This window comes from Lysinibacillus sp. NPDC097231, assembly GCF_044761885.1.
GTDB lineage: Bacteria > Bacillota > Bacilli > Bacillales_A > Planococcaceae > Lysinibacillus.
This window is the reverse complement of sequence record NZ_JBIWDH010000005.1, coordinates 6,879-33,045: the sequence shown is the minus strand read 5'-3', so window position 1 is coordinate 33,045 and position 26,167 is coordinate 6,879. Positions and strand designations below refer to the sequence as shown.

At 39.7% G+C, this 26,167-nt stretch carries 22 protein-coding genes and 1 riboswitch; of the genes, 19 read left to right on the top strand and 3 right to left on the bottom strand.

Going from position 1 to position 26,167, the window contains the following annotated elements; translation table 11 throughout:
- Positions 1 to 247: 247 nt before the first annotated feature.
- The gene (locus ACIQXF_RS05200; RefSeq protein ID WP_402779875.1) at positions 248 to 763 is read left to right on the top strand and encodes a YwhD family protein; all 516 of its coding nucleotides are present in this window, start codon (positions 248 to 250) and stop codon (positions 761 to 763) included.
- A 351-nt stretch (positions 764 to 1,114) separates the two neighbouring features.
- Here the strand turns inward: ACIQXF_RS05200 and ACIQXF_RS05195 are convergent, their stop codons facing one another.
- Positions 1,115 to 3,169 (bottom strand): transglycosylase domain-containing protein, encoded by a 2,055-nt coding sequence (locus tag ACIQXF_RS05195; protein ID WP_402779873.1) that lies wholly within the window; start codon positions 3,167 to 3,169, stop codon positions 1,115 to 1,117.
- Between the two features lie 404 nt (positions 3,170 to 3,573).
- Between ACIQXF_RS05195 and speB the strand changes: the two genes are divergently transcribed.
- Positions 3,574 to 4,446 carry an agmatinase gene (speB, locus tag ACIQXF_RS05190; protein ID WP_402779871.1) on the top strand — a complete coding sequence of 291 codons (873 nt, stop codon included), beginning with the start codon at positions 3,574 to 3,576 and terminating at the stop codon, positions 4,444 to 4,446.
- Between the two features lie 213 nt (positions 4,447 to 4,659).
- On the opposite strand, the gene ACIQXF_RS05185 is transcribed toward speB, so the two are convergent.
- Positions 4,660 to 5,376, bottom strand: coding sequence for a 3-ketoacyl-ACP reductase (locus ACIQXF_RS05185; protein WP_402779869.1), 717 nt, complete (start codon positions 5,374 to 5,376; stop codon positions 4,660 to 4,662).
- Between the two features lie 237 nt (positions 5,377 to 5,613).
- Between ACIQXF_RS05185 and ACIQXF_RS05180 the strand changes: the two genes are divergently transcribed.
- The 3 genes from ACIQXF_RS05180 to ACIQXF_RS05170 all read left to right on the top strand — a co-directional run bounded on the left by ACIQXF_RS05180 (position 5,614) and on the right by ACIQXF_RS05170 (position 7,616).
- Entirely contained in the window at positions 5,614 to 5,997 is a 384-nt protein-coding gene (locus tag ACIQXF_RS05180; protein WP_402779867.1) for a winged helix-turn-helix transcriptional regulator, read from the top strand.
- A 291-nt stretch (positions 5,998 to 6,288) separates the two neighbouring features.
- Entirely contained in the window at positions 6,289 to 6,858 is a 570-nt protein-coding gene (locus ACIQXF_RS05175) for a TetR/AcrR family transcriptional regulator (protein WP_402779865.1), read from the top strand.
- A complete protein-coding gene (locus ACIQXF_RS05170; RefSeq protein ID WP_402779863.1) occupies positions 6,855 to 7,616 on the top strand; it encodes a CPBP family intramembrane glutamic endopeptidase in 762 nt (253 codons plus the stop codon). Before ACIQXF_RS05175 ends, ACIQXF_RS05170 begins: the two co-directional genes overlap by 4 nt.
- A gap of 72 nt (positions 7,617 to 7,688) precedes the next feature.
- Here ACIQXF_RS05170 and ACIQXF_RS05165 read toward each other — a convergent pair whose 3' ends face one another.
- Positions 7,689 to 8,618 (bottom strand): threonine ammonia-lyase, encoded by a 930-nt coding sequence (locus tag ACIQXF_RS05165; protein ID WP_402779862.1) that lies wholly within the window; start codon positions 8,616 to 8,618, stop codon positions 7,689 to 7,691.
- Positions 8,619 to 8,823: 205 nt separating this feature from the next.
- Between ACIQXF_RS05165 and ACIQXF_RS05160 the strand changes: the two genes are divergently transcribed.
- The 14 genes from ACIQXF_RS05160 (at position 8,824) to ACIQXF_RS05095 (ending at position 25,838) form a co-directional block, all read left to right on the top strand.
- On the top strand, positions 8,824 to 9,255 hold the full coding sequence (locus tag ACIQXF_RS05160) for a YwiB family protein (protein WP_402779860.1): 432 nt from the start codon (positions 8,824 to 8,826) through the stop codon (positions 9,253 to 9,255).
- Positions 9,255 to 10,922 (top strand): arginine--tRNA ligase, encoded by a 1,668-nt coding sequence (gene argS / locus ACIQXF_RS05155; protein ID WP_402779858.1) that lies wholly within the window; start codon positions 9,255 to 9,257, stop codon positions 10,920 to 10,922. The genes ACIQXF_RS05160 and argS overlap by 1 nt, the downstream gene beginning before the upstream one ends.
- A gap of 337 nt (positions 10,923 to 11,259) precedes the next feature.
- Positions 11,260 to 11,409: a hypothetical protein gene (locus ACIQXF_RS05150; RefSeq protein WP_402779856.1), complete on the top strand. Its 150-nt coding sequence runs from the start codon at positions 11,260 to 11,262 to the stop codon at positions 11,407 to 11,409.
- A gap of 26 nt (positions 11,410 to 11,435) precedes the next feature.
- A complete protein-coding gene (locus ACIQXF_RS05145; protein WP_402779854.1) occupies positions 11,436 to 11,819 on the top strand; it encodes a MerR family transcriptional regulator in 384 nt (127 codons plus the stop codon).
- The gene (locus tag ACIQXF_RS05140) at positions 11,812 to 13,314 is read left to right on the top strand and encodes a class I adenylate-forming enzyme family protein (protein WP_402779852.1); all 1,503 of its coding nucleotides are present in this window, start codon (positions 11,812 to 11,814) and stop codon (positions 13,312 to 13,314) included. The genes ACIQXF_RS05145 and ACIQXF_RS05140 overlap by 8 nt, the downstream gene beginning before the upstream one ends.
- Position 13,315: 1 nt before the next feature.
- Entirely contained in the window at positions 13,316 to 14,983 is a 1,668-nt protein-coding gene (locus ACIQXF_RS05135; protein WP_402779850.1) for an acyl-CoA dehydrogenase family protein, read from the top strand.
- Positions 14,984 to 15,040: 57 nt separating this feature from the next.
- A riboswitch (cobalamin riboswitch) is annotated at positions 15,041 to 15,224 on the top strand.
- Between the two features lie 226 nt (positions 15,225 to 15,450).
- Positions 15,451 to 16,425, top strand: a complete 975-nt coding sequence (locus ACIQXF_RS05130; protein WP_402779848.1) for an ABC transporter substrate-binding protein — start codon at positions 15,451 to 15,453, stop codon at positions 16,423 to 16,425.
- Positions 16,422 to 17,423 (top strand): FecCD family ABC transporter permease, encoded by a 1,002-nt coding sequence (locus ACIQXF_RS05125; protein ID WP_402779846.1) that lies wholly within the window; start codon positions 16,422 to 16,424, stop codon positions 17,421 to 17,423. The genes ACIQXF_RS05130 and ACIQXF_RS05125 overlap by 4 nt, the downstream gene beginning before the upstream one ends.
- On the top strand, positions 17,420 to 18,880 hold the full coding sequence (locus ACIQXF_RS05120; protein ID WP_402779844.1) for an adenosylcobinamide amidohydrolase: 1,461 nt from the start codon (positions 17,420 to 17,422) through the stop codon (positions 18,878 to 18,880). Before ACIQXF_RS05125 ends, ACIQXF_RS05120 begins: the two co-directional genes overlap by 4 nt.
- A 12-nt stretch (positions 18,881 to 18,892) precedes the next feature.
- Entirely contained in the window at positions 18,893 to 19,456 is a 564-nt protein-coding gene (locus ACIQXF_RS05115) for a cob(I)yrinic acid a,c-diamide adenosyltransferase (protein WP_402779842.1), read from the top strand.
- Positions 19,457 to 20,176: 720 nt separating this feature from the next.
- Entirely contained in the window at positions 20,177 to 22,411 is a 2,235-nt protein-coding gene (locus ACIQXF_RS05110) for a heterodisulfide reductase-related iron-sulfur binding cluster (protein ID WP_402779840.1), read from the top strand.
- 163 nt (positions 22,412 to 22,574) lie between these two features.
- Positions 22,575 to 23,780 (top strand): acetyl-CoA C-acetyltransferase, encoded by a 1,206-nt coding sequence (locus tag ACIQXF_RS05105; protein ID WP_402779838.1) that lies wholly within the window; start codon positions 22,575 to 22,577, stop codon positions 23,778 to 23,780.
- Complete coding sequence (locus tag ACIQXF_RS05100) at positions 23,780 to 24,631, top strand: 3-hydroxybutyryl-CoA dehydrogenase (protein ID WP_402780057.1); 852 nt, start codon at positions 23,780 to 23,782, stop codon at positions 24,629 to 24,631. The genes ACIQXF_RS05105 and ACIQXF_RS05100 overlap by 1 nt, the downstream gene beginning before the upstream one ends.
- A 70-nt stretch (positions 24,632 to 24,701) precedes the next feature.
- Entirely contained in the window at positions 24,702 to 25,838 is a 1,137-nt protein-coding gene (locus ACIQXF_RS05095) for an acyl-CoA dehydrogenase (RefSeq protein WP_402779837.1), read from the top strand.
- The last annotated feature ends 329 nt before the right edge of the window (positions 25,839 to 26,167 follow it).

The window sequence follows — 26,167 nt, the reverse complement described above, 5'->3', positions numbered from 1 at the left end:
GTGGGTGTCCAAACACCTACTGAATGAAGATAAAGCCCCCGGCGGATGTCACGGATTTTCAAAGGAATGAATTGTGCAGCCACAATTCAAAATCCGTACGCAATTACGCCAAATCGAAATTGATAAGAAAGTATAAACTTCTTACTTGAATTTAGGCATTTGCGCAATGCCAGTGTCACATACAATTTGGCATCAATGCGCGTAACTATGCTTTACTTTATAATAGCAGAATGGAGGAAATTAAAGTATGGCAAATGAAGAAAAACCAAAACAAAAAATGGGCTTTACCATTATTAAAAACGATCCAACTGACGGACATAAGGGATTTGGAATCGGTTCGCTTTCACTTGAAAACGTGTCACCAGTCATTATCGATATAGAAGAGGGGAAAGCATCAGTTGAAATCGGTGCTATGCATGCGCGCAGTGATGTTGAACGAGGCATTAAGTTTACGACGGATCGTTCTGATTCAGAGGGTGGAAAATCATATTGGTTAGTATGGGTGACAATAGATCATAAAGAGGATGGACCTTACTATGCAGGTGTAACAGCTTGCGAAATGGTGGTCAATCGTGAAAAACGTCGTGGCTATAAAATTTTAGCTGATCATGTTAACAAAATGGATAAATCGATGAAGCGTCAAATTATCGTAGATCATATGGATGCACCATCTAAAAAAGTATTAGCTACTTTCCTGGAAGAGCTCAATCCGGACCTGTGGGAACGTAGTGAGGAGCAATTGCGTCAAGACTTATTTGTATAATAGACCTACAATGATTGAACAATCTGTGACATTTTGCAATCGCTTTCGATATAAGGTTGAAAGTGGGTTTGAAACAAAGTAAACTTGATGCATAGCTTACATTTTAGTAAGCTAGGACACTTGGTTCCGCGAATGTGATGAGCGCTATGCGGCATTTGAACAACCCAAACCCAAGCCAAATGCCCCATGATGCTCATCTACTTCGCGAACCATAAATAAGAAAAGCTTTCTGTTCCCACGGACATGTCTCCGGGGAAGAGAAAGCTTTTCTTTTTCGTATATATCTATTTCTTTGTCGAGAGCCTTCAACAATAAGAACGTCTATAGCTAATGAAGGTTCCATAGTATTAGTTAATCTTTAAAAATAGAGAATGGCAACATATTCCAAAATTCACCCCATGTGTTTTTATCTAGAATATCGAAGTTTGTACATTTTTCAGTCGGTACATCCTTAGCATCTAAATAGACGAGACGTTGTTTAGGACATGCATCTGTTGCCAGCTTACCTGTTTCAATATCGATGACAACACCTTTAACGTTTTTAGGTTTTGTGAAATCCTCGTTCTTTGTTCCTTTATTGACAGCCTCCATAAAGTCAATCCATATGTGCTTTGTAGCTGCAGTATCTTCTTTTGCCGTTAAATTTTTCCCTTGGTCATAGCCGTTCCACACACCAGCAGTTAAGTTAGGTGTAAATCCAATTAGCCACTGATCACTATTTGTAGAGCCAGATTTAGCTGCATACGTATGCGTCATACGAGAGCGAATGCTAATCCCTGTAGCTGGAGAATAATCACTAAATACAGGGTCGAAAATACCTGTCATCATTTCTGTTAAGATATACGTATTTTCTTTTGAGAGAACTGATTCAGCTTTGTTATCAACTTCTTTATTTTCATAGATGACATCACCATTAGCATTTTCAATAGAAATAATAGTCGTTGGCAGTGTTTTCTGACCCTGTGATGCTAAAACATTATAGGCATTCGTCATTTCATATAAAGTTGTTTCAGTCGTTCCAAGCGCTATGGATGGATTGTCCTTAGTGCCAATATTCACGTTGAAGCGATTAGCCATATCGTGAAATGCTTTAAATCCAATCTCCTCTAGAGTCTTAACTGCGTAAATATTATCGGAAATAGCGATAGCTTGTGCCATAGACATATCATGATTTGCAAATTGACCATTAACGTTTTTAGGTGCGTATGTGGCACGTCCATTATCATAAGTGAAAGTTGTCTCTCCTACGTTTAAAAAAGTTAATGGTGAATAGCCATTCTCTAATGCTGCTGCATATAATATAGGTTTAATAGTTGAGCCTGGTTGACGCTTTGCTTGTGTAACCCTGTTAAATGAACTTGCAGAATAGTCCCTGCCTCCGACAAGCGCTGTAACGGCACCTGTATTAGATTTCATACTAACAAATGCGGTTTGGAGATCATCAGCAGGCATATTTTTGGCTACAGCTTCCTCTGCAGCTTTTTGATGACCAATGTCGAGTGTTGTCTGAATAGTCCAGCCACCCTCGCTTATGTCGAGATTTTTTGATTTCAGAATTTCACTTGCTTCTTGCCATGCTACATCAAGGAAATATGGTGCCACTGATTTTGTAGCCACCCAGCTGTCGTTCTTTAGGACAAGCTGTTCACTTTCCGCACGTGATTTGTCATCTTGCGTAATAGCACCTTGATCGGCCATCAGTTTTAAAATCACATGCTGACGATTAGTTGCCTTTTCTAGATTGGCAATAGGTGAGTAGATGCTTGGTCCTTTTGGAACACCTGTTAACATGGCTGCTTCTGCTAGTGTTAAATCACTTGCAGATTTTCCGAAATAAAATCGACTAGCTGCTTCTACACCGTACATTCCATGTCCGTAATAGACAGTATTTAAATAGCCTTCCAGTATTTCATCCTTATCATAAAAAACTTCTAATCTATAAGCATACAGTGCTTCATTTAATTTCCGGGTCCAAGACTTTTCATGAGAAAGATATAGATTTCGCGCATATTGTTGCGTAATTGTACTTGCACCTTGCACTTTACCTCCAGCCTTAAGATCAATTAATAATGCACCAGCGATACGTGAAAAATCAAAACCCCCATGCTTATAAAAATCTTTATCCTCAACAGCGACCACTGCTTGCTTTAAATAGGGTGACATCTCATCAAGACTAACCCAATAACGTCGTTCATTCGTAAAGTGATCCCCAATCTGGTTCCCATTTTCATCTAAGAAAATAGAGGCTTTAGGTACGGTTAGAGGCGGAGCACCAGCCACTTGAACATAGATGCGTATTGCTACAAATGCTACTACAATTGCAGATGTAAAGGCGACAAAAAGGGTAAGTGTTTTGCGTGTACGCTTCGCACGTTTTTGCTTAAGTTGATAGCTTTTTCTCTTCATCCGACTTCACCTCGTTTTCTCACACTTAGTCATAGTATGTGTCTGAACATTCATCTTTAATCGAAATTCTAGGTAAAAACTATTGCACTTTATTCAAAAACATCTATACTTTTTTTGTACTGTTTGAAATGCTAGCATTCGACATCTTGTAGATTTTAATCGAATTTTGCTAGATGTTCCAATAATGTATACGAGGATGGAAGGATAGAGGTTTCATTACAATCCTGTAAGTCCTTCATAGTGCAATGGTAAGAAGGTTCATCATCGAAAGAATATTAAAATATATTTTACGTGGATAAGTTGATTTTCGTTCCGCCTGAACGGAAATCAACCCCACGTTATAATGATTAGCCGATAAAAATGAATTCAATAAAAATAATTCTAATAAAAGTGGAGGGCGAGTAATGAGATTTGATGAAGCTTATTCAGGAAATGTTTTTATAAAAAGTCATCCTACATATGAGGATGCTCAGGCAGTCATTTATGGTATGCCAATGGATTGGACAGTTAGTTATCGTCCAGGCTCACGTTTTGGTCCGCAACGTATTCGAGAGGTATCAATTGGTCTAGAAGAATATAGCCCATATCTAGACCGTGAGCTAGACGAAGTTAAATATTTTGATGCGGGAGATATCCCATTGCCATTCGGGAATGCGCAACGCTCATTAGATGAAATTGAAAAGTTTATCGAAAAGCTTTTAGCAGATGGCAAAATTCCAGTTGGTATGGGTGGCGAACATTTAGTGTCATGGCCTGTAATGAAGGCTGTTTCAGCAAAATACGATGACCTAGCAATTATCCACTTCGATGCACATACAGACTTACGTGTAGAATATGAAGGGGAGCCACTCTCTCACTCAACACCTATTCGCAAAATTGCCGAACATATCGGACCGAAAAATGTATATTCATTTGGTATTCGTTCAGGTATGAAGGAAGAATTCGAATGGGCGAAGGAAAACGGTATGCACATTTCAAAATTTGAAGTATTAGAGCCGTTAAAAGAGGTATTACCATCATTAGCAGGACGTAATGTTTACGTGACGATTGATATAGACGTACTTGATCCGGCACATGCACCAGGCACTGGTACTGTAGATTGTGGAGGTATTACGTCGAAAGAATTATTAGCGTCAATTCATGCGATAGCAGCAAGTGGTGTCAATGTTGTTGGCTTTGACCTAGTTGAAGTTGCACCAATCTATGATTCATCAGAAATGACTGCAAATACAGCTTCAAAATTATTAAGAGAAATGATTTTGGGTTGGGTAAAATAAGTAGGGCATAATAAATGCTGATATGAAGCGGTTTAAATGGGGTTTAGCTATGAGCTAGCCCCATTTTTCTCTTAGAGAAAGTAGGATGCTCTAGATGCTGTTATCAAGCTGCTGCAAGTGATGCCATTCATGTGATAGATACCTTATTATTCTAAAAAGGAAAACGCCATCCAAAATACATTGGACAGCGTCTTGATATTTTAGATAGTTCTATTAAGGGTTCGTTGACCAAAGTCCAGCATGTTTTAATACAACGCGTGGATGAAGTTTTAGCTGTGCAACCATTAAATCTGCTAAATCTTCTGCTTGCATCACTTTTTCTGGATTGCCGTCTGTTAAATTTAGCTCAACAGCCATATCTGTTGCAACTGTACTTGGCGTCAATGTTGTAACGCGAATATTTTTCTTACGTACTTCAAGCATTAATGACTCACTTAGTCCGATAACAGCAGCTTTTGAAGCTGAGTATGCACTTGTAATTGGTGCACCTTTTTGACCAGCTGTTGATGAGATATTAATGATGTCACCCGTATTTCGCTCTATCATCTCCGGTAAGACAGCACGTGTTGTGTAGTACACACCTTTTACGTTGACATCGATAATATTTGTCCATTCTTCAGGCGTTAAGTCCATGAAGTTACCGAATTTTGAAATGCCAGCGTTGTTTACTAAAATATCGATTGCACCAAGCTCGCCACGAATAGATTCAACAGCTTTGGTAATAGAGTCTAAATCCGCTACATTTGCCGCAGCGATTGCTACTTTCACATCATACTGTTTAAGCTCTTCTGCTACTTGTTGTAAATTTTCAAGAGTACGGCCCACAAGACCTACGTGAATACCTTCTTGCGCAAATGCTACTGCTGTTGCGCGTCCTATTCCGCGCCCTGCTCCTGTAATTAACGCCACTTTTCCTGCGATTGTTTGCATGTTTTTGCTCCTTTAGGATGAGATAGTTTTATTTTAGGCTAAATAAAGCGTATTTAACTAAAACATTTAGTGAGTTTGATAAAATTACCCTGGTAATCATAAATGTTTGCCGCCTAAAAAGATTAAGATTTGTCTTTAAGACTAACCTCATTCTACTACGTTTTTCTACAATGTGAAGAGTGCACTTTTTGGTGCGGAGGTTACTAAAAGTTACTTAGATGAAAGGGAGCTAGCTCAGTGTCGGATAAATTAAGAGACGAGATAAAAGATAGAATATTAAATAATGATTATCATTGTGAAAAAGAACTTACATTATCAATTATTAGTGGGAAATGGAAAGTTGTTATTTTGTGGCATTTAGGTGTAGAAGGACCGCATCGTTTCAGTGAGCTTCAAAGACTCTTTCCGAAAATATCGCATAAGATATTAACAAACCAATTACGTGAACTTATGGAAGATGAGATTGTTCATAGAGAAGTGTTTCCAGAAGTTCCCCCGAAAGTCGAATATTCAATGACTGAACTAGGGATGACGTTATTACCAATCGTCGAGATGATGTATGAATGGGGAAAAAAGAGAATCAATCAAATTAAACAAGAAAGCCATCAGGAAAATAACTAGGTCATTTCCGATGATTTAAATTGCCAGAGCTGTTAGCAAATACATCCAGTGGTTTTGGGCTAGGTATGGGGATAAAAGTGGGGTTTCGTAATGAGACACTTTTATCCCCTTTGCTTTTTGAATTTAGCTAACATAATCGTTCCGGGATTCATCGCTATAGGAGTTCACCGTTTACATAGTGAGCTTTTTTCATTTCTTAGGAATCTTTTCGATTACCTTATTGACAAAGATAGGAAAATGTTGATACATTATAGGTAACGGATGTTACCTATCGAAAGGAGGAGGAATTTTTTGGCACCAAAAGAACGGTTTACAGAGGAAATTTTATTGGATTGTGCTTTTGAAATGGCTAGAAAAAGTGGCATTGATAGTATTAATGCAAGGGATTTAGCAAAAGAGTTAGGTTGTTCGACAAAGCCTATCTTTCGATTATTCTCGAGTATGGACGATTTAAAGCACGCAATCTATGAAAGAGCTAGCAATCTTTATAATGAAAGAATGTTTCATGGCTTGCATGAAAGTTCTTTTTTAGGAATGGGGTTAGCTTATATTGACTTTGCTCGCGAAGAAAAAAAGCTTTTTGAGCTATTATTTCTATCCAATAAATATAAAATCTCCAGCTTTTCGGATTTACTAAGTGACGTAGAAAACCAAGGGATTATAGCGATAATTTCCAAATTAACAGGATTAACTCAAACCTCTGCTAAATCTCTATTTATAGATGTATGGCTAACTACGCACGGTATTGCGACAATGTGTGCGACGAATACTTGTGATTTAGATAGTTCGGAAATTGAGAGCATTTTAAAGGACGTTTTTGAAGGCGTCAAACAAAAATTATTGAATGGAGAAAATAAATGAAAATAAAAAATTCACCTATTCTTTTATCGATATTATTTACTTTACTTGCACTTGTTTTTCCTTTCATAGCTGGTGCAATTATAACTGTCAAAAATATAAGTAGCTTAAGTTCTATAGATTTAATTCGATTTATTGCCTTTGCAGTTGGTGCACTAGTTACTCTCTGGATCATGAAAAAAAGTAAATTTTCTTTCCAAGATTTCGGTTTTAGAAAGTTTAAAGCAGAGGCATGGATGGCTGTTATCGTTATTTCTGAGTTGATTGCATTCTTTAGTGGTATTACAGATCGAGATGGTTTTTCTGCGCAATATGTATTTATTTTGCTTCTATTTGTTATTGCCGTTGGTTTTTATGAAGAGTTTATTTTCCGGGGCCTAATTTTCAAATATTTATCAGCAAAAGGGCTTAAAACAGCTATTATAGGTTCTTCTATTTTGTTTGGGATTGGACATCTTGAAAATTTATTTGCCGGTCAAGATTTCTTATTGACATTACTAAAAGTAGCTTTTGCATTCCTCTTTGGGCTAGTTTGTGCAGAAATTGTTGCAAAGACAAAAAGTATTATTTTCCCGATTGTCTGGCACGCTTCGCATGATTTTATTGCTTTCTTGACTGATCAAAGTGAGCCTACGGTTCTTGCTACTTCTCTTTATATCTTTCATGTTCTAGTGTTAATTGGTCTCGCAATTTATTTCTGGAGAGCTTTATTTCCTAAAAAGGACGTTATGAATTTAAAAAATCCTGAGAGTTACGTTTAAACTCGACAAGCAAAAAAAGCATCTACTCGTTAAATTTGAGTGGATGCTTTTTTTGCTAGTACCTTAATGGGCTTATTGTTGTAATGCAACATTGCCTCCTGAAATAAGGAAGCACACTTTTTCGTTTTTACGAATAGGCAAAGCTCCTTGTAGGGCAGCGCCAAGCCCGATAGAAGAGGAGGGCTCCGCGATGATTTTACCCTCGGAGAGTAAGGTTTTCATCCCATGTTGGATCAAAGTCTCATCCACATTTACAACCTCATCGACAAGCTGTTGAACAATTGGAAAATTCCTTTCTCCAGGCTGTAAAGTTAGTAGAGCATCAGCCAAAGATTTTTGTTCCGCTAAAAGCAATCTTTCGCCAGCTTTTAAGCTTTTGCTATAACGCGAAATGACAGCAGGCTCCACACCAATTATTTTGATATGAGGGGCCATAGACTTTACAGCAGTTGCAACGCCACTAATTAATCCACCACCGCCAATAGGAACAACAATAATATCGACATCAGGGAGCTGTGCTAATATTTCCAAGCCTACTGTTCCTTGTCCGGCCATAATATCGTAATCATCATAAGGGTGTATGTTGCAATAGCCATGATCACGACTAAGCTTTTCTGTTAGTACATGTCTTTCTGCCAGCTTACATTGTACAACCTCTGCACCTAAGGCACGTATTCCATCAACCTTAATGGTAGGAGCTGAATCTGGAAGAACAATTGTCGCCTTACTATTTAATAACTTGGCAGCATAGGCAACACCTTTGCCATGATTACCTGAGGATGAAGCAACTACGCCTTTTTGTAATTGTTCTAACGACATGGAAAGCATTTTATTGAGAGCCCCTCGAAGCTTAAAGGAGTTTGTTTTTTGCATATTCTCGGCTTTTATATAGACGTGACATCCTAAAAGTTGATCGAGCCCATTTAAACGAATAATAGGTGTTTCATATATATAAGATGAAATTCTTTGTTTAGCAGCATGAATTTGTTCAAGTGTTAACATATAGCAGCCCTCATTTCGATAAAATGATTGAATATTCCAACTTATTGATATAACTGTAATTTTATAGACTATTTATGTCAATCATTAAATAATGAGCAAATTACTGCCACATCGGATAGAATACTCACTTCTACCTTGAAAAAATATGAGGATTCATCCTATAATAAAAAGGTTATAGTAAAAACAATAAAAGGGAGCGTCCATAATGGCGAACGAAGCAAGATCGCAGGTGAACATTAAGCTCATTTCTACGATTCGCCCGATTGAAGGGGAGTTCGAAAGTTATGAAATGTGGCTTACAGGGCAGCTACTTGAAAAAGCAGGAAGCATGTATTTGAAGTATGAAGAGGTGCAGGAGGGTAAAACCATCCGCACAACGATGAAGCTAGGCAATAAACGGGCACTAATTATGCGTGCCGGAGCAGTTAATATGCGATTACCACTTAACATAATTGAACAACAAACGGGTCATTATGAAAGTGAATTTGGTTCAATGCCACTTGTCATACAGACGAAGGAAATGACATTTATAAAACGGGCAGTAAGCGGAGATTTCCATGTACAGTACGATTTACTAATGGGTGGGCAATCCGTTGGCAATTATACATTAGACATTACATTTACGGAGGTACAATAATGAACGCAGTAGAACAAGTACAACAAGCCATTAAAGCAGCGATTGTGCAGGCTGTTGAAAAAGCTGGCTTAGTAGAGGCTGGCACAGAGTTAAATATTCACCTAGAAACACCGAAGGATAAGGCAAATGGAGACTATGCCACAAATATTGCTATGCAATTAACGAAATTAGCAAAAAAACCACCGCGTGCAATTGCAGAAGCGATTTTAGAAAATCTTGACATAGCAGGTACAGATATTGAGAAAATCGATATTGCTGGCCCTGGCTTCATGAATATTACTGTGCGTAAAGATTTCCTATCAGGTGTCGTAAAAGCAGTGCTTGAGCAAGGTGCTAATTATGGCCGTTCTAATGCTGGCGCTGGAGAAAAAATTCAAGTTGAATTTGTATCTGCCAATCCAACAGGTGATCTTCATTTAGGTCATGCACGTGGAGCTTCTGTAGGGGATTCATTATGTAATGTGTTAGATATGGCAGGTTACGAAGTATCTCGAGAGTACTACATTAACGATGCAGGTAACCAAATTAACAACTTAGCTTATTCACTAGAAGCGCGATATAAACAAGCTCTAGGCTTGGATGCTGAGATGCCTGAGGATGGCTACCACGGTTCAGATATTATTGAAATCGCTGGTAAACTAGCTGGAGAGCATGGTGATGCCATTTTATCGAAATCTGATGAAGAACGTTTTGCATTCTTCCGTCAACATGGTTTAGCGTTAGAATTAGACAAGTTAAAAACAGACCTTGCAAACTTCCGCGTAAACTTTAATGTATGGTATTCTGAAACTTCATTATATGAAAACGGCAAAATTGAAGTAGCGTTAGATAAACTAAAAGCTAATGGTCATGTATTTGAAGAAGACGGTGCTACTTGGTTCCGTTCAACAACATTTGGCGATGACAAAGACCGCGTATTAATTAAAAATGATGGTTCTTTCACATATCTAACTCCAGATATCGCCTACCATGAGGATAAAATTGTACGTGGCTTCGATAAATTAATCAATATTTGGGGAGCTGACCACCACGGCTATATCCCACGTATGAAAGCAGCGATTCAAGCGCTTGGCTATGACCGTGATACACTTGAAGTAGAGATTATCCAAATGGTTCAGCTATATAAAAACGGTGAGAAATTCAAAATGTCAAAACGTACAGGGAACGCTGTTACAATGCGTGAACTAGTAGAAGAGGTAGGCTTAGATGCGGTACGTTATTTCTTCGTGAAAACTGCAGGCGATTCTCACATGGACTTTGACCTTGACCTAGCTGTGTCCCAATCAAATGAAAACCCAGTGTATTATGCACAATATGCACATGCACGTATTTCATCTATTTTACGTTCAGCCAATGAGCAAGGCTTTGCTGCAACAACAGATCATTTAACGCTGTTAACTGCTGAAAAAGAGATTGATTTACTGAAAAAAGTGGGTGACTTCCCGAAAGTGGTAGCTGACGCTGCGAAGCACCGTACACCACACCGTATCGCCAACTATATTCAAGAAACGGCAGCTGCATTCCATAGCTTCTATAACGCTGAAAAAGTGTTAGATGCTTCAAATAAAGAGCTAACAGAAGCTCGTTTAGCCCTTATTACTACTGTGCGTACAACTATTGCAAACGCACTACGTTTAATCGGTGTATCTGCACCAGAAAAAATGTAATGATAGTCTTTTTAGCCCCCGGCACGATAATGTGTCGGGGGTTTTTTGTGTAGATTTGGCTTAGTCGGATAGGGAAGCCGAAGTGACGGGTAGAAAAGCTGGATCGACGGATAGAAAGGCTGAAGCTATGGATAGAAAGGCTGGAGTGATGGATAGAAAGCAGGAACGACGGAGTGACGGATAGAAAGGCTGAAGCGATGGATAGAAAAGCGGGAACGACGGAAAGAAGCAGGAGTGACGGATAGAAAAGCAGGAACGATGGATAGAGAAGCCGAAGCGACGGATAGAAAGGCCGAAGTGATGGAAAGAAGCAGGAACGACGGATAGAGAAGCCAAAGTGATGGATAGAAAAGCTGAAGCGATGGATAGAACAATGAAAGTAACGGATAGAACTCCGAACTTTGCCTTTCATCTCCTTTATGTAATATTTTTTCTGTTAATTCCGATTATTTTGTTGAAGTTTACGTTAACGTCAATGGTATACTGATGGAAATTGTGAAGGGGGAGATGACGATGAAGACGATTCATGAAGTGGCGAAGCAGTTTAATGTGTCTACAAGGACAATTCGCTATTACGAGGAGCTTGGGTTGCTTAATCCCAATCGTTCGTCTACCAATCAACGAACCTTTTCCAAGAAAGAGTTAGCCAAGCTTATTTTCCGTGGAAAGCGCTATGGATTTTCGCTTGAGGAAATCAAGGAGATGATATTGCTGTTTGATTTTGATCGTACGGGCATTCAGCAATTGGAGCGTACGGTCGAATACGGAGCACAAAAAATTCAAGAAATTGAAAGCAGAATGGCAGAGCTTACGCAAATGAAAAATGAATTACAGCAATTGCATGGCATGTTTAGTGAGAAATTAGCGACTTTAAGGGGAGAGATGCACGTTGAATAGTTCGAATTTGTTAGCACGTAATGCCCGAAAGTATTCTATGAATGAAGCGATTGTCTGTCAAGGTAGACGAGTATCCTATCGTGATTTGGACGAGCAAGCGACGCGCCTCAGTCATGCTTTGTTAGAGCAGGGAGTACGGCAAGGCGATAAAGTAATCATTTTTATGCCTAATGTTGTCGAGTTTGTTGTTAGCTATTTTGCGATTCAACGCATTGGAGCTATTGTCGTTCCGGTAAATGCGAAATTTACGTTGCAAGAGGTAGAGTATGTAGCGCACCATGCTGAGGCAAAAGCGATCCTAGCACATGAAGCTATTTTCGCAGCAGTCGAAAACATCACAGTAGTCCCTCTAAAAATTAAAACAGGTCAAGAGCAGGCTGGCTGGATAAACTATGAAACACTTATTCAACATGCAAGCACTCAAACCATTGATTGCCAACTCAATGAAGATGATGCATCAACGATTTTATATACCTCAGGTACAACGGGAAAACCAAAGGGTGTGCTGTTTAGTTATCGTAATATTTTAACCGTAGCGCAAATGATTGCGGTAGAAATGGAAGTAAAGCCTGAAAGCCGCATACTTCTAATGATGCCGTTAACTCATTCGGCTCCATTGCATTTATTTTTAATGTCAGGAGTACTTGTAGGCTCTACAAATGTGCTAACGCCAACCTTTACGCCTGATTTGTTGATTGATTCGATTGAGCAAGAAAAAACAACACATTTCTTTGGTGCGCCTGTCGCATATTTGTTAACTGCTCAAATGCCTAGGTTGCTATCAGCGGATTTATCATCAATGAAATGGTGGATTTATGGTGGTGCACCGTTATCGCAAAACGAAATTCGCTTTATACAAAAGGCTTTCCGGACAGATGATTTAACTTGTGTTTATGGGTTAACAGAGGCTGGTCCAAGCGGCGCGCTATTGTTTGGCAAAGAGCATGAAACAAAGGCAGGAAGTATTGGTCAGCGTGCACCACTCGGAACAGAGCTACGTATTATTAACGACCTTGGAGAAGATGTCATTGGTGGTGAAGTCGGAGAGATTGTGTTATTTGGTGAAGGTAATATGCTGGGCTATTACAAGGACGATATTGCGACGAAGGCTGCATTTATAGATGGCTGGCTGAAAACAGGTGATTTAGCTCGAGTAGATGAGGATGGATATATTTGGATTGTTGATCGGAAAAAGGATGTCATTATATCGGGTGGAGTGAATATTTATCCCAAAGAAATTGAAGACAGCATTTTAAGCTATGAAGGGATTTTTGAGGTTGCTGTAATTGGTGTACCACATCCACAATGGGGAGAAACGGTGAAGGCTGTTTTTGCTGCTAAGGCGGAGATTGATGAAAGTACACTTAAAGCTTATTTGGAGGAGCATCTTGCTAAATATAAAATCCCGCGGGTATTTGAACAAGTGGAAGCGCTACCACGAAATGCAGCAGGGAAAATTTTGAAGCAATCATTGAAGGGACAAGAGGTGAGGTAGGATGAAGGTTTTACAGCAGGAAGAAATAAGAACAACGAATTTTTTTAAAGATGATGATACACTTCATAAAGTTTTAGAAATGATGCTAGATAAAGAGTTTGTAGAATATGCAACGCGTGAGCTCACAGATTTTGGTGAGCTTTGTGCTGGGGATATTGATGTTAGAGCGAAATATACAGATAGAGAGGGTGAACCTCGATTACAACGGTATAATGCATATGGTGAAGAAGTGTCAGAGGTTTGGGTCAACGATGGTTACAAAAAAACCATTGAAGAGACGTACAATACAGGCATAGTAGGCTATGTGCATAAAAATATTCCACAATTAGGACGAAAGGGCAACTATGTGTATAGCTTTGCTCAAGGGTATTTACTGTCCCATGCTGAGCCTGGCTTTTATTGTCCTGTAACTTTAACAATGGCAACGGCTTATTTACTCGATCATTACGCAAGTGATGAGGTGAAGGAGCGCTTTTTACCACATGTTTGTGCAACAGGCGATACTGAGCTTTATGAAGGAGCGACATTTTTAACGGAGCGTCAAGGTGGCTCAGATGTTGGTGCGAATGTTGTAGAGGCAAGACTGGAAGGAAATCAGTACCGTTTATATGGCGAGAAATATTTTGCATCCAATGCAGGGATGTGTGGAGTTGCCATGGTATTGGCACGTCTGAAGGGGGCACCGGCTGGCTCAAAAGGCTTAACTTTGTTTGCGGTTCCTTGGCATAAGGAGGATGGTACTGTTAATCATCTTCGTATTCGTCGTTTAAAAGATAAACTTGGCGTTAGAGCGGTACCTTCTGGTGAGGTTGAATTTGATGGTGCAGTAGCATATGTTGTAGGCGAGCCGAATAAAGGAATTTATTACATGCTAGAGGCACTTAATTTATCAAGGATTTGCAATGCTGTTGCCTCTATAGGCATTATGCGTCGAGGTTATTTAGAGGCAAAGCATTATGTAACAAATCGTTTTGCATTTGGGAAGCCTTTAACACAATATCCTATGATTCAGGACACACTAGGGAAATTTGCTGCCAAGCTTCATGTAGAAGTTGCCACAGTTTTTGATCTTATTCAGCTGTACGATAAAGTAACAACTGGACAGGGCAATGAACAAGACATCATTATGAATCGCTTAAATATTGCTATCATGAAAAGAGAAACGGCAGAGCAAGCTGTACATTATGCTAGTGAAGCCATTGAATTACATGGTGGAAATGGCTATATTGAAGATTTCGTTACACCTCGTTTATTAAGAGATGCACAGGTGCTTACTGTGTGGGAGGGAACTGCCAATATTTTGGCATTAGAACTAATTCGTTTAGTTGATAAGTTTCAGGCGCATGAATTATTTGTTCGCGTAATGCAGCAACGTTTAGAAAAACTTACGGACAGTCGACTGGTTAAAATTGTTGAGAAGCAATTAGTGAAACTAGAATCCACATTGCAAACATTTAGCTATTTAGATGAAGCAACGAAAACGTTTGAGGCAAAAGAGATTGCTGAAAAAATGGCACATTTATATGAAAGTGTTGTAGCAGTCGAATGGGCTCATAGATTTGGTGGAAAATATGATAAGCTAGCAGATATTTATTTAGAGCACACATGGGCATTACGAGAAATGGGTGCACCGATGAAAACGGTACAGTATTTTTTAGATATAGTTTAACTGTTTAGAAGTCGTCTCGAATGGAGGCGACTTCTTTCATTTTCATGTATAATACAATCAACTGAATATTATAAAGGTTCTTTACTTATGTAAAGTGAAAAGGGAAGTCGGTGAAACTCCGATGCGGTCCCGCCACTGTATGTGCGAGTTTTTTCAATCTACGCCACTGAAAATTTTCGGGAAGGCTTGAAAAAGCGTATGGAGCACGAGCCAGGAGACCTGCCTTTATAGAAACACGTTGCAGCCTACGAGGATAGGGTGGTGGATTTTGTATACATATTTTTGTGCAAATTTGCCCCCCTCATCTTATTGTGATGAGGGGTATTTGTTTTGTAAGATCGCTGTCGATAAATTTGAAAAAGTGGGCGATAAATTCACAATGTTCGTCGGTAACTAATCGAAATGTATCGATCAATCAGAAAAACAGGTCATAAAGATATACTTACAGATATACGAGGAGGATTAACATGAAGAAATTTTGGAAAATAGGATTATCAGCATTTTTAGCTATTGGCTTGCTTGCTGCATGTAATACAAAAGAGGCAACAAATGAAAAGCCGTTATCTTCTGAGCAACAAAAACAACAAGAGACATCAAAAGTGGACGAAGCAACATTCCCAATCACAGTTACGGACGCTACTGGCAAGGATATTACGCTTGAAGCCGCTCCAGAAAAAATAGTCTCTCTTATTCCAAGTAACACAGAAATTTTATTTGGACTTGGCTTAAATAATGAAATAGTTGGTGTAACAGACAATGACGATTATCCAGCGGAGGCAACTAAAAAAGAAAAGGTTGGCGGCATGGAATATAATGTTGAGCAAATTATTGCCCTAAAACCAGATATCGTTTTTGCTCATGAATCAAGTATGTCATTTTCTGAAGGAGCAATTGAACAGCTCGAAGCTGCGGGTGTGAAGGTTTTTGTTGTTACAAATGCGAAGGACTTTAATGAAACGTACACTACAATTGAACAACTTGGTCGTGCAACAGGGAAATTACCTGAAGCTGAAAAAATTATTGCTAATATGAAAGCCAAAGTGGAAGAGATTCAAGCAAAATTAGAAGGTGTTGAGCCAAAGAAAGTGTTTGTAGAAGCATCTGATGAGCCAGAAATTTATACTACTGGTAATGGTACATTTATGAATGTAATGCTTGATATGATTCACGCAGAAAATGTAGCTGCAGATTCAAATGACTGGTATAAAATCGATGCTGAACAAATTATCGTAAAAAATCCAGATGTCATTGTAGTGACATATAATTATGTACCTGATATTTTAACGAAAATTCCACAACGTGCAGGCTTTGAGACAATTAATGCCGTGAAAAATAAAGCAATAGTGCAAGTAGATGAAAATACGACAAGTCGTCAAGGTCCTCGTTTAGCAGATGGTCTTGAGGAATTAGCGAAAGCCATCTACCCAGAGGCGTTCAAGTGAGTAGAATAGTTACTGCCTATGTAACAGCCATTACGCTTCTTATCATAAGTATTTGGTGTGGCGTAGCTATAGGCTCGGTCCATATTCCACTAGAAGTATTGTGGAATAAGGCGGCTGATGAAACAGCTGCCAATATTTTATGGAAAATTCGTTTGCCACGAGTCTTGTTGGCAGGGCTTGTTGGGGCATCTCTTGCCATTGCAGGAGCAGCATTCCAAGGCCTATTAAAAAATCCTTTAGCTGACCCTTATACTTTAGGTGTTTCCTCAGGTGCATCAGTTGGCGCAGTAATGACGATTTTCTTCAGCATATCTATACCCGTAGTTGGCCTGTATGCACTACCAACGTTCAGTATGATAGGTGCAGTATTAACGATGGTAGCTGTCATGAGTTTTGCAAGAATGGTGGACCGTTCATTGAAAATGGAAACACTTATTTTAACAGGGATCATATTTAGTTCATTTTTAGGTTCTTTAATTTCCTTAATGATAGCATTATCTGGTGAGGAGTTACGACAAGTTATCGGATGGCTGCTCGGCTCAGTATCGATGCGGGGCTGGCCTTTTGTTCAGATGATTATTCCATTTGTAATAATTGGCTCTATTATACTTTGGACACAAAGAAGAGAACTGAATGTTCTGCTATATGGAGAGGAACGTGCAAAGCATTTAGGTGTCAATGTGAAGCGCAGTAAATATTTGATTTTAGTAGGTGGGTCAATGTTGACAGGAGCGGCGGTAGCTGTTTCTGGAACGATTGGTTTTGTGGGTTTAGTTGTACCGCATATGACAAGGATGATTTGGGGCTCAGATCATCGTCATTTATTGCCATTATCATTTTTAAATGGCGCAACTTTGCTGATTATATGTGATTTAATAGCGCGAACAATTATTATGCCAAGAGAGCTACCTATTGGTGTAATTACTGCATTTATTGGAGCGCCTGTCTTTTCCTATATTTTTTATCAGCAACGTAGAAGCAAGGGGGTACGGGCGTGATTGTTGTTGAACATCTTTCTGGTGGCTATGAAAACGTACCAATCGTTAAGGATATAAGTTTTACTGTTGAAAAAGGAAAAATACTAGGTATTTTAGGGCCTAATGGTAGCGGGAAATCCACATTGTTAAAAGTTATGAGCGGCATACTGCCAGCAACCACTGGCACTATATTAGTAGATGGTAAAAACATTAACACATACAATGCTCGGGCATTGGCAAAAAAAATGGCAGTATTGCCACAACTGCATGCGAATGCCTTTTCAAACAGTGTACGTGAGGCGGTATCACTTGGACGGTATCCACATCAAACAGGCTTCTTCTCTAGCTGGACTGAGCGTGATGAACAAGCAGTACAACATGCAATGGTTCAAACAGGTGTAAAACGCTATGAACAAGCACCAATGGAATTTTTGTCTGGTGGTGAGCAACAAAGAGTTTTTGTAGCACAAGCTCTTGCGCAGACAGCGGAAGTATTGCTGCTAGATGAGCCAACGAATCATTTAGACATTGCCCATCAGCGTCAGATTTTAGATATGGTGCGAAAGGAAGCAATAGAATGTGGCTTAACCGTTGTTATGGTGTTACATGATATGAATTTAGCCTCCCTTTATTGTGATGAATTATTACTAATGGAGAGCGGACAAATGCGAGCTTTTGGAGCGCCACATGAAGTTTTAATTGCCTCTCAAATTGAAGAGGTATATCAAGCGCGTGTAGCGACTTATGCACATCCTGAAATACCAAAGCCTCAAATTACTATGATGCCAGCATCAAGCGAATATCAGCAACGCGCTGTTATTGAAAAAGAAAATTTCACTGTCACAGATAATTATATCCAGCTAAAATCAGCGTTTCCTTTAAAAATAGTTTCCTCAGCTGTACATAATCCAGGTATCGGCTGGTATGATTGCCTATTAAACCGCTCTGTACCAGCAGATTATGTGATTAATGATGTTAAGAAAGAGGTCGCTGAATTTTTACAAAAGGAGCACTTTTCATCTACAAGTACAGTTGTCATGCTAACAGCTGTCCCAACAAATCTTGTAGCTATTAATGAATTTAGCGCTTCCTTTGGTAGTATCTTCGTTGTAGTAACGGCTGGTGTCGGTAATGCTGTTGATGTGTCACATGCACATGAAAGACAGGATGATCTATATATCGGTACTATTAATACATGGGTTATTATTAATGGATGCTTATCAGAAGAGGCGTTTTTCCAAGCAATGATGACAGCTACCGAGGCGAAAACGAAGGCATTACAGTCAGAAGAAATTCGTGATAAGCTTAGTGATACAATTGCAACAGGTACTGCTACAGATAGTTTATTGATTGCAGCGACACAAAAAGGGGAAGAAATGCTGTACGGCGGTCCAATTACAGAGGTAGGCAAGATTATTGGTAAAGGTGTTTTTGAAACAACTGTGCAGGCAATAAAAAATTATAAGAATAAACTATAGGAGATGAGAGGAATGAAGCTTTACACGAAAACAGGCGATACAGGGAAGACAAGTCTTATCGGAGGGCGTGTTGACAAAGATAGCTTACGCGTGGAGACATATGGTGCAATCGATGAATTAAATTCTTTTATTGGCAAGGCTGTAAGTGAATTGGATCATGAGCTATTCAAGGATATTCTAATGGACTTAGAAGCTATTCAGCATGAGCTTTTCGATGCAGGTGGGGACCTTGCTAATGTCATGAAGGAGCGACAATATAAGCTCACGGAGAAGCCAATTGAAGTGTTAGAATCTCGCATTGATGCAATGTCAGATGAAGCACCACCATTACAGCGCTTTATTTTACCAGGTGGTGCACCAGCAGCAGCAACCTTACACATTGCTCGAACAGTAGCACGTCGAGCAGAACGTCAAATGGTAACACTTATGAAGGAAATTGAAGATGTACCGACGATTGTACAAAAGTATTTAAACCGTCTGTCTGATTATTTATTCGCAGCCGCACGAGTTGTTAATTTTAGACTCAACGTTGCTGATGTTGAATATATTCGCAGCGGTAATGTCTTTAAAAAATAGCCTGTAACTTATCTTCATCCATTAAATGTTTACTGTAGCGAAAGCAAAGAGGCAGCTACAAGTATGCTAATGCAAAAAGAATTTATGGAAAATTGCACTCATCTTCAAAAGTTGAGGATGAAATTTATTAAAGTTTTTACCATGCAAATAGGTTGATTGGAGTGGAGACTGGTCGGCTCCTTGGGGATCATCAGCGTTTCAGATGAGACCTAGCGAGTAGGGAAACGAAGGCTATAAGCATCACGTCCTTTGATAACGCCTTCGTGACCAACATTCGGTCGATGCCGCTACGTTAGTACTGCTCGAAAGCGAAGCGACAGCAACATAGCTCCCAGTCGGAATGGAAATCTTAGTGAAAGCACATATAAAAAGAAATAGCTACTTTGAAATTTGAGGCACTGAAAAAGTCGATTTGTTATTATCAAAAACATGATACAAATCGACTTTTTTGAGTATCTAAATAACACCAAAGACAAATTTATAATATAAAAAATAAATTTATAAAGTGTTTTAGTGCCCTCTTCAAAATTCAGGGTGGCTTTTTTTCTTGTAAAATGTAAGAATATAAAATTATCAGAAATATTTCCGTTTTATGTTGACTGAATGCTCACTCATTTATTAGAATAGGAATATAATGATGAAATGACATACATTTACGTATGAGCTAGCGAATTTATCACAAAGAGAGAAAATTATGACGAACTAAAGGGGGGACCAACCATGAGTCCATTAGTAATTGCAAACATTGTTCTAGCAGTCGTGGTTGTGCTTTATGCAGTAGGATTGTTCTTTTATCTGTTAAAAACACGCTATAAGTTTGTGCAATTGGGGAAAAAGGTTGAGTTTGATGAAAGTGTTAAAGAACGAATTCGTTATCTTATGGTCAATGTACTTGGCCAAAATAAGCTATTAAAAGATCCAAAGAGTGGTTTAATCCACGTCATGTTCTTCTATGGATTTTTGATGGTGCAGCTAGGTGCCATTGATCTAATTTGGAAGGGGTTAGCACCTGGATCACATTTGCCGCTTGGCATTTTCTACAGTGTGTTTACATTCTTCCAAGAGCTTGTGGTATTAATGATTTTAGTGGCGGTTGTGTGGGCATTTTACCGACGCTATGTAGAAAAGCTAGTACGTCTAAAACGAGGCTGGAAAAATGGTCTTGTCTTAATTTTTATTGGCGGATTAATGGTATCCACATTGCTTGCAAATGGTATGGGAATAATTTGGCATGGTGAAGAGCTTACTTATACTGAGCCAGTTGCTTCTGGTATTGCAGCGATTTTTGGCTTCCTACCTACATCAGCTGCTGCTGTAATTTTCTATGTAATGTGGTGGGCACATTTATTAATTCTATTAACATTCTTAGTTTATGTACCACAGTCGAAGCACTTCCACTTAATTGTAAGTCCGATTAATGTGTACATGAATCGTTTAGATCGTACAGGTACTCTAACACCAATCGACTTTGAAGCATTAGAGGAAGCGGGGGAAAATGCTGAAAGTGAAGATGATATCCCATCAATTGGCGTAGGACGTATTCAAGACTTTACACAAAAACAAATGTTAGATTTATATTCTTGTGTAGAATGTGGACGTTGTACAAATATGTGTCCAGCAACAGGGACAGGAAAAATGCTATCACCGATGGATTTAATTGTGAAGCTTCGTGATCATTTAACATTTACGGGGGCAGTTGTTACAAAGCAAAAGCCGTGGGTACCTTATCAATTCTTTGCCAATACTAAGGGGAATCAACTAGCGATGGCAGCTGGTGCTGAGGGGGCAGTAATTGAAGATATCTACAGCCCATCTTTAATCGGAGATGTCATTACTGAAGAAGAGATTTGGGCATGTACGACTTGTCGTAACTGTGAGGATCAATGTCCCGTTATGAATGAGCATGTCGATAAGATTATTGACTTGCGTCGTTACTTAACAATGACTGAAGGGAAAGTAAACCCTGATGCACAACGCGCGATGACAAACATCGAACGTCAAGGTAATCCTTGGGGCTTAAACCGTAAAGAAAAAGAAAATTGGCGTGACTTAGATCCAACAATTCAAATTCCAACAGTGAAAGAGCTGAAAAAATCAGGCGAGGAAATGGAATATTTATTCTGGGTAGGCTCAATGGGTGCATTTGATAACCGCTCACAAAAAATTGCATTAGCTTTCTGTCGCCTATTAAATGAGGCAGGCGTGAAGTTTGCGATTTTAGGAAATAAAGAGAAAAACTCAGGGGATACACCTCGACGTTTAGGAAATGAATTTTTATTCCAAGAGCTTGCAACAGCGAATATTGATGAATTTGAGAAAAATGAAGTGAAGAAAATCGTGACAATCGACCCGCATGCCTACAATATCTTTAAAAATGAATATCAAGACTTTGGCTGGAAGGGCGAGGTCTATCACCATACTGAATTATTAAATCAGTTGATTGAAGAAAATCGATTGACGCTAAATTACGAAGTGCATGAAATGATTGTTTTCCATGATTCTTGTTACTTAGGTCGTTACAATGATGTCTATGATGCACCACGCGAAATATTACGTGGTATTCCAGGTGTTAAACTTGTGGAAATGGAACGTAATCGCGAAACAGCAATGTGCTGTGGTGCAGGTGGCGGTTTAATGTGGATGGAAGAGCATGTCGGTAACCGTATAAACGTAGCACGAACAGAACAAGCTTTAGCAACGAATGCATCGGTTATTTCTTCAGGATGTCCTTACTGTTTAACGATGCTTGAGGACGGGACAAAAGCCAAAGAGGTTGAGGATTCCATTGGTACATTTGACATTGCAGAATTATTGGAGCGTTCAGTGTTTGGTGAAAAAGTGAAGGTTGTTGAAAATTCTGTTGAAGAAGCAGCAGATGAAATGCTTGAAGAGGTAGTAGCTTCTGTAGAAAGTGTCGAACAAGACGAGAATACAGAGATGAACGCAGAAAAATAATAGTTTTTGTAGAAATATTTTAGTTATCTGAAAAATATAAATTGCACAATAAATAATTGTTTTGTAGAATAAGATTAAATGGAGATGGGAGTTGAGCGAGCGTTCAGTCAACAAAGATGCTCTGATACTTCATCGAGAACGTAAAACAAAAGGGGTGTTTTACTTGAATAGAGCTGTAATTTTAGCAGGAACAAGAACTGCATTTGGTAAGTTTGGAGGTTCATTATCAGCATTGAGCGCAAGTGATTTAGGTGCTATCGCTATAAAAGGCGCATTAGGGAAAGCGAATATTGCACCTGATGAAGTGGATGAAGTGATTCTAGGCTCCGTTTTACAAGGGGGACAGGGCCAAATTCCTTCGAGACAGGCAGCGCTGAAAGCAAATTTACCAGTAGCAGTAAAAACAGAAACAATCAATAAAGTTTGTGCGTCGGGGATGCGCGCGGTAACACTAGCGGATCAACTAATTCGTTTGGGGGACGAAGAAGTGATTGTAGCTGGTGGTATGGAGTCAATGTCTAACGCACCCTACTATCTACAAAATGGTCGAACAGGATTACGCATGGGCGATTCAACAATAGTGGATGGCATGCTATATGATGGCTTGACATGTGCGTTCGATAAGGCAAGGCCACATATGGGAAGCTACGGAAATGCAACAGCTAAAGAGTTTTCGTTAAGCCGTGAGGAGCAGGATGCTTGGTCTGCTCGCAGTCATGAACGTGCACTTGCAGCAATCGAGAAAGGTTACTTTGCTGAAGAAATCGTGAATGTGGAAATTCCGCAACGTAAGGGAGAAGCGCTTCAATTTGATACAGATGAGGCACCAAGAGCTGGTACGTCAATGGAGGTACTTGCAAAGCTGAAACCAGCCTTTGACAAGGACGGGACGATTACAGCAGGTAATGCACCAGGAGTAAACGATGGGGCATGTGCTTTAGTGGTTATGAGCGAGGAGCGTGCAGCACGTGAAGGCAGGGAGCCACTTGCTATTATCATCGGCCATGAAGAGCTTGCCATTGAGCCGGAGAACTTCCCGCAAACACCAGGGCTTGTGATTAACAAATTACTGAAAAAGACAGGGAAATCATTAGCAGACATTGATTTATTCGAAATCAATGAAGCCTTTGCGGCAGTAGCTCTTGTTAGCAAGCAATTGGCTGATCTAGATGCTGAAAAGGTCAATGTGAACGGTGGTGCAGTTGCACTAGGTCATCCAATTGGCGCATCTGGTGCACGTATTATTTTAACACTTGCTCATGAATTAAAACGTCGTGGCGGTGGCATCGGCATTGCAGCTATCTGTTCAGGTGGTGGGCAAGGCGACGCAATCATGATTGAAGTACCGAAAACAGGGGGACATGAATGATGGGAATTCAAAAGGTAATGGTTATTGGCGCTGGGCAAATGGGTTCCGGCATTGCGCAAGTTTGTGCGCAGGCTGGCTTTGATGTCAAACTGAACGACATGGAGCAAGAATTTTTCGAGCGTGGTTTAGGAGTTATTACGAAAAACTTGACACGTGATGTCGAAAAGGGGCGTAAAACAGAGGATGAGAAAGCGGCTATTTTAGGTCGTATTAGTATGTCACTAGATTTACAGGATGCTAGTGCTGTAGATATTATCATCGAAGCAGCTGTAGAAAATATGGAAGTGAAGCAATCCATCTTTAAGCAAATAGATCAAATTGCACCAGCACATGCCATTTTAGCTACGAATACATCATCTTTACCAATTACGGAAATTGCAGCTGTCACAAATCGTCCAGAGCAAGTAATTGGTATGCACTTTATGAATCCTGTGCCTGTTATGAAGCTTATAGAGATTATTAGAGGATTGGCAACAAGTGATGAAGTCTACAAAGCAGTTGAAGAGATGACAGTAAAATTATCAAAAACGCCAGTAGAAGTAAACGACTTTCCAGGTTTTATTTCAAATCGAATTTTACTACCTATGATCAATGAAGCCATCTACGCATTGTATGAGGGTGTAGCGACGAAGGAAGCGATTGATGATGTGATGAAGCTCGGTATGAATCATCCGATGGGCCCGTTAACATTGGCAGACTTTATTGGTCTTGATACATGCCTCTACATTATGGAAATTTTACATGAGGGCTTAGGTGATAGTAAGTACAGACCTTGTCCATTACTTCGTAAATATGTGGCAGCAGGCTGGTTAGGTAAAAAATCAGGAAGAGGCTTCTACGTTTATGAATAATCCTATGGGGATGGGACAATTCAAGAAAGAACGTAATGCTACGGGACAACATTGTGGGGTGAAATTATAGATGCATTTACAATTTACAGATGAGCAAAAGATGATGCGTGATATGGTTCGTAATTTCGCTCAAGATAAAATTGAACCATGGGTAGAGCGTATGGAGGCAGGAGAGTTTCCACGTGAGCTCCTTACACAAATGGGGGAATTAGGTTTAATGGGCATAACGGCGCCAGAAGAATTAGGCGGCTCTGCGATGGATTTTACATCGTACATAATTGCGATCAATGAACTATCGAAGGTTAGTGCAGTCATGGGTGTTATTTTATCTGTGCATACATCGGTTGGTACTAATCCAATTATTTATTTTGGCAATGATAAACAGAAACAGCGTTATGTTCCGAAGCTTGCAGCCGGCGAATATTTAGGGGCATTTTGTTTAACAGAGCCAAGTGCTGGCTCTGATGCCGGCTCCTTACAATCAAAAGCGGTCCGAGATGGTGATGAATATGTCATCAATGGCTCCAAAGTGTTTATTACAAATGGTGGAGAAGCAGATGTTTATATTGTTTTCGCATCTACAAATCCTGCTGCAAAAACCCGTGGTATTTCAGCGTTTATTGTTGAAAAGGGAACACCTGGCTTAATTGTAGGAAAAGATGAACATAAAATGGGCTTACATGGCTCTCGCACAGTGCAATTAACATTCGATAACTGTCGCATTCCAGCCGCGAACCTTCTTGGAGAAGAAGGAGAAGGCTTTAAAATTGCAATGTCCAACTTAGATGTTGGACGAATTGGCATTGCTGCACAAGCTTTAGGTATTGCCGAGGCAGCACTTGAGGCGGCTACTGCTTATGCAAAGGAACGTGTTCAATTCGGAAAACCAATTGTAGCGCAACAAGGGGTTAGCTTCAAACTTGCAGATATGGCAACTGCTGTAGAATCAGCAAAATTACTAGTATATCGTGCAGCAGATTTACGTGCAAAAGGGGTGCCATGCGGAGCAGAGGCATCTATGGCGAAACTCTTTGCCTCACGCACAGCTGTACAAACAGCAATAGAGGCTGTCCAAATTTTTGGTGGCTACGGCTACACGGAAGATTATCCAGTAGAGCGATATTTCCGCGATGCGAAGGTTACAGAAATCTATGAAGGCACAAGTGAAATTCAAAGGTTAGTTATTAGTAAACATTTACTGAAATAAAGTCTTATTGTATGTTGCAAAGTTGATATTTGGCTCAGGTAAATTAGAGAATCGCTCAGGTGGTGCGGCGAATTGCTCGGGTAGCCAAGGAAATCGCTCAGGTGGGACAGAGAACTGCTCGGGTAGAAGAAATCAGGTGGTGCGGCGAATTGCTCGGGTAGCCAAGGAAATCGCTCAGGTAGGACAGAGAATTGCTCGGGTAGCCAAGGAAATCGCTCAGGTGGGACAGAGAACTGCTCGGGTAGCCAAGGAAATCGCTCAGGTAGGACAGAGAATTGCTCGGGTAGCCAAGGAAATCGCTCAGGTGGGACAGAGAACTGCTCGGGTAG

Coding starts and splice junctions, on each gene's coding strand:
- ACIQXF_RS05135 (WP_402779850.1), top strand. CDS start 13,316: ATGAAGGTTTTACAGCAGGAAGAAATAAGAACAACGAATTTTTTTAAA.
- ACIQXF_RS05115 (WP_402779842.1), top strand. CDS start 18,893: ATGAAGCTTTACACGAAAACAGGCGATACAGGGAAGACAAGTCTTATC.
- ACIQXF_RS05170 (WP_402779863.1), top strand. CDS start 6,855: ATGAAAATAAAAAATTCACCTATTCTTTTATCGATATTATTTACTTTA.
- speB (WP_402779871.1), top strand. CDS start 3,574: ATGAGATTTGATGAAGCTTATTCAGGAAATGTTTTTATAAAAAGTCAT.
- argS (WP_402779858.1), top strand. CDS start 9,255: ATGAACGCAGTAGAACAAGTACAACAAGCCATTAAAGCAGCGATTGTG.
- ACIQXF_RS05145 (WP_402779854.1), top strand. CDS start 11,436: ATGAAGACGATTCATGAAGTGGCGAAGCAGTTTAATGTGTCTACAAGG.
- ACIQXF_RS05100 (WP_402780057.1), top strand. CDS start 23,780: ATGGGAATTCAAAAGGTAATGGTTATTGGCGCTGGGCAAATGGGTTCC.
- ACIQXF_RS05185 (WP_402779869.1), bottom strand. CDS start 5,376: ATGCAAACAATCGCAGGAAAAGTGGCGTTAATTACAGGAGCAGGGCGC.
- ACIQXF_RS05110 (WP_402779840.1), top strand. CDS start 20,177: ATGAGTCCATTAGTAATTGCAAACATTGTTCTAGCAGTCGTGGTTGTG.
- ACIQXF_RS05200 (WP_402779875.1), top strand. CDS start 248: ATGGCAAATGAAGAAAAACCAAAACAAAAAATGGGCTTTACCATTATT.
- ACIQXF_RS05130 (WP_402779848.1), top strand. CDS start 15,451: ATGAAGAAATTTTGGAAAATAGGATTATCAGCATTTTTAGCTATTGGC.
- ACIQXF_RS05095 (WP_402779837.1), top strand. CDS start 24,702: ATGCATTTACAATTTACAGATGAGCAAAAGATGATGCGTGATATGGTT.
- ACIQXF_RS05195 (WP_402779873.1), bottom strand. CDS start 3,169: ATGAAGAGAAAAAGCTATCAACTTAAGCAAAAACGTGCGAAGCGTACA.
- ACIQXF_RS05165 (WP_402779862.1), bottom strand. CDS start 8,618: ATGTTAACACTTGAACAAATTCATGCTGCTAAACAAAGAATTTCATCT.
- ACIQXF_RS05160 (WP_402779860.1), top strand. CDS start 8,824: ATGGCGAACGAAGCAAGATCGCAGGTGAACATTAAGCTCATTTCTACG.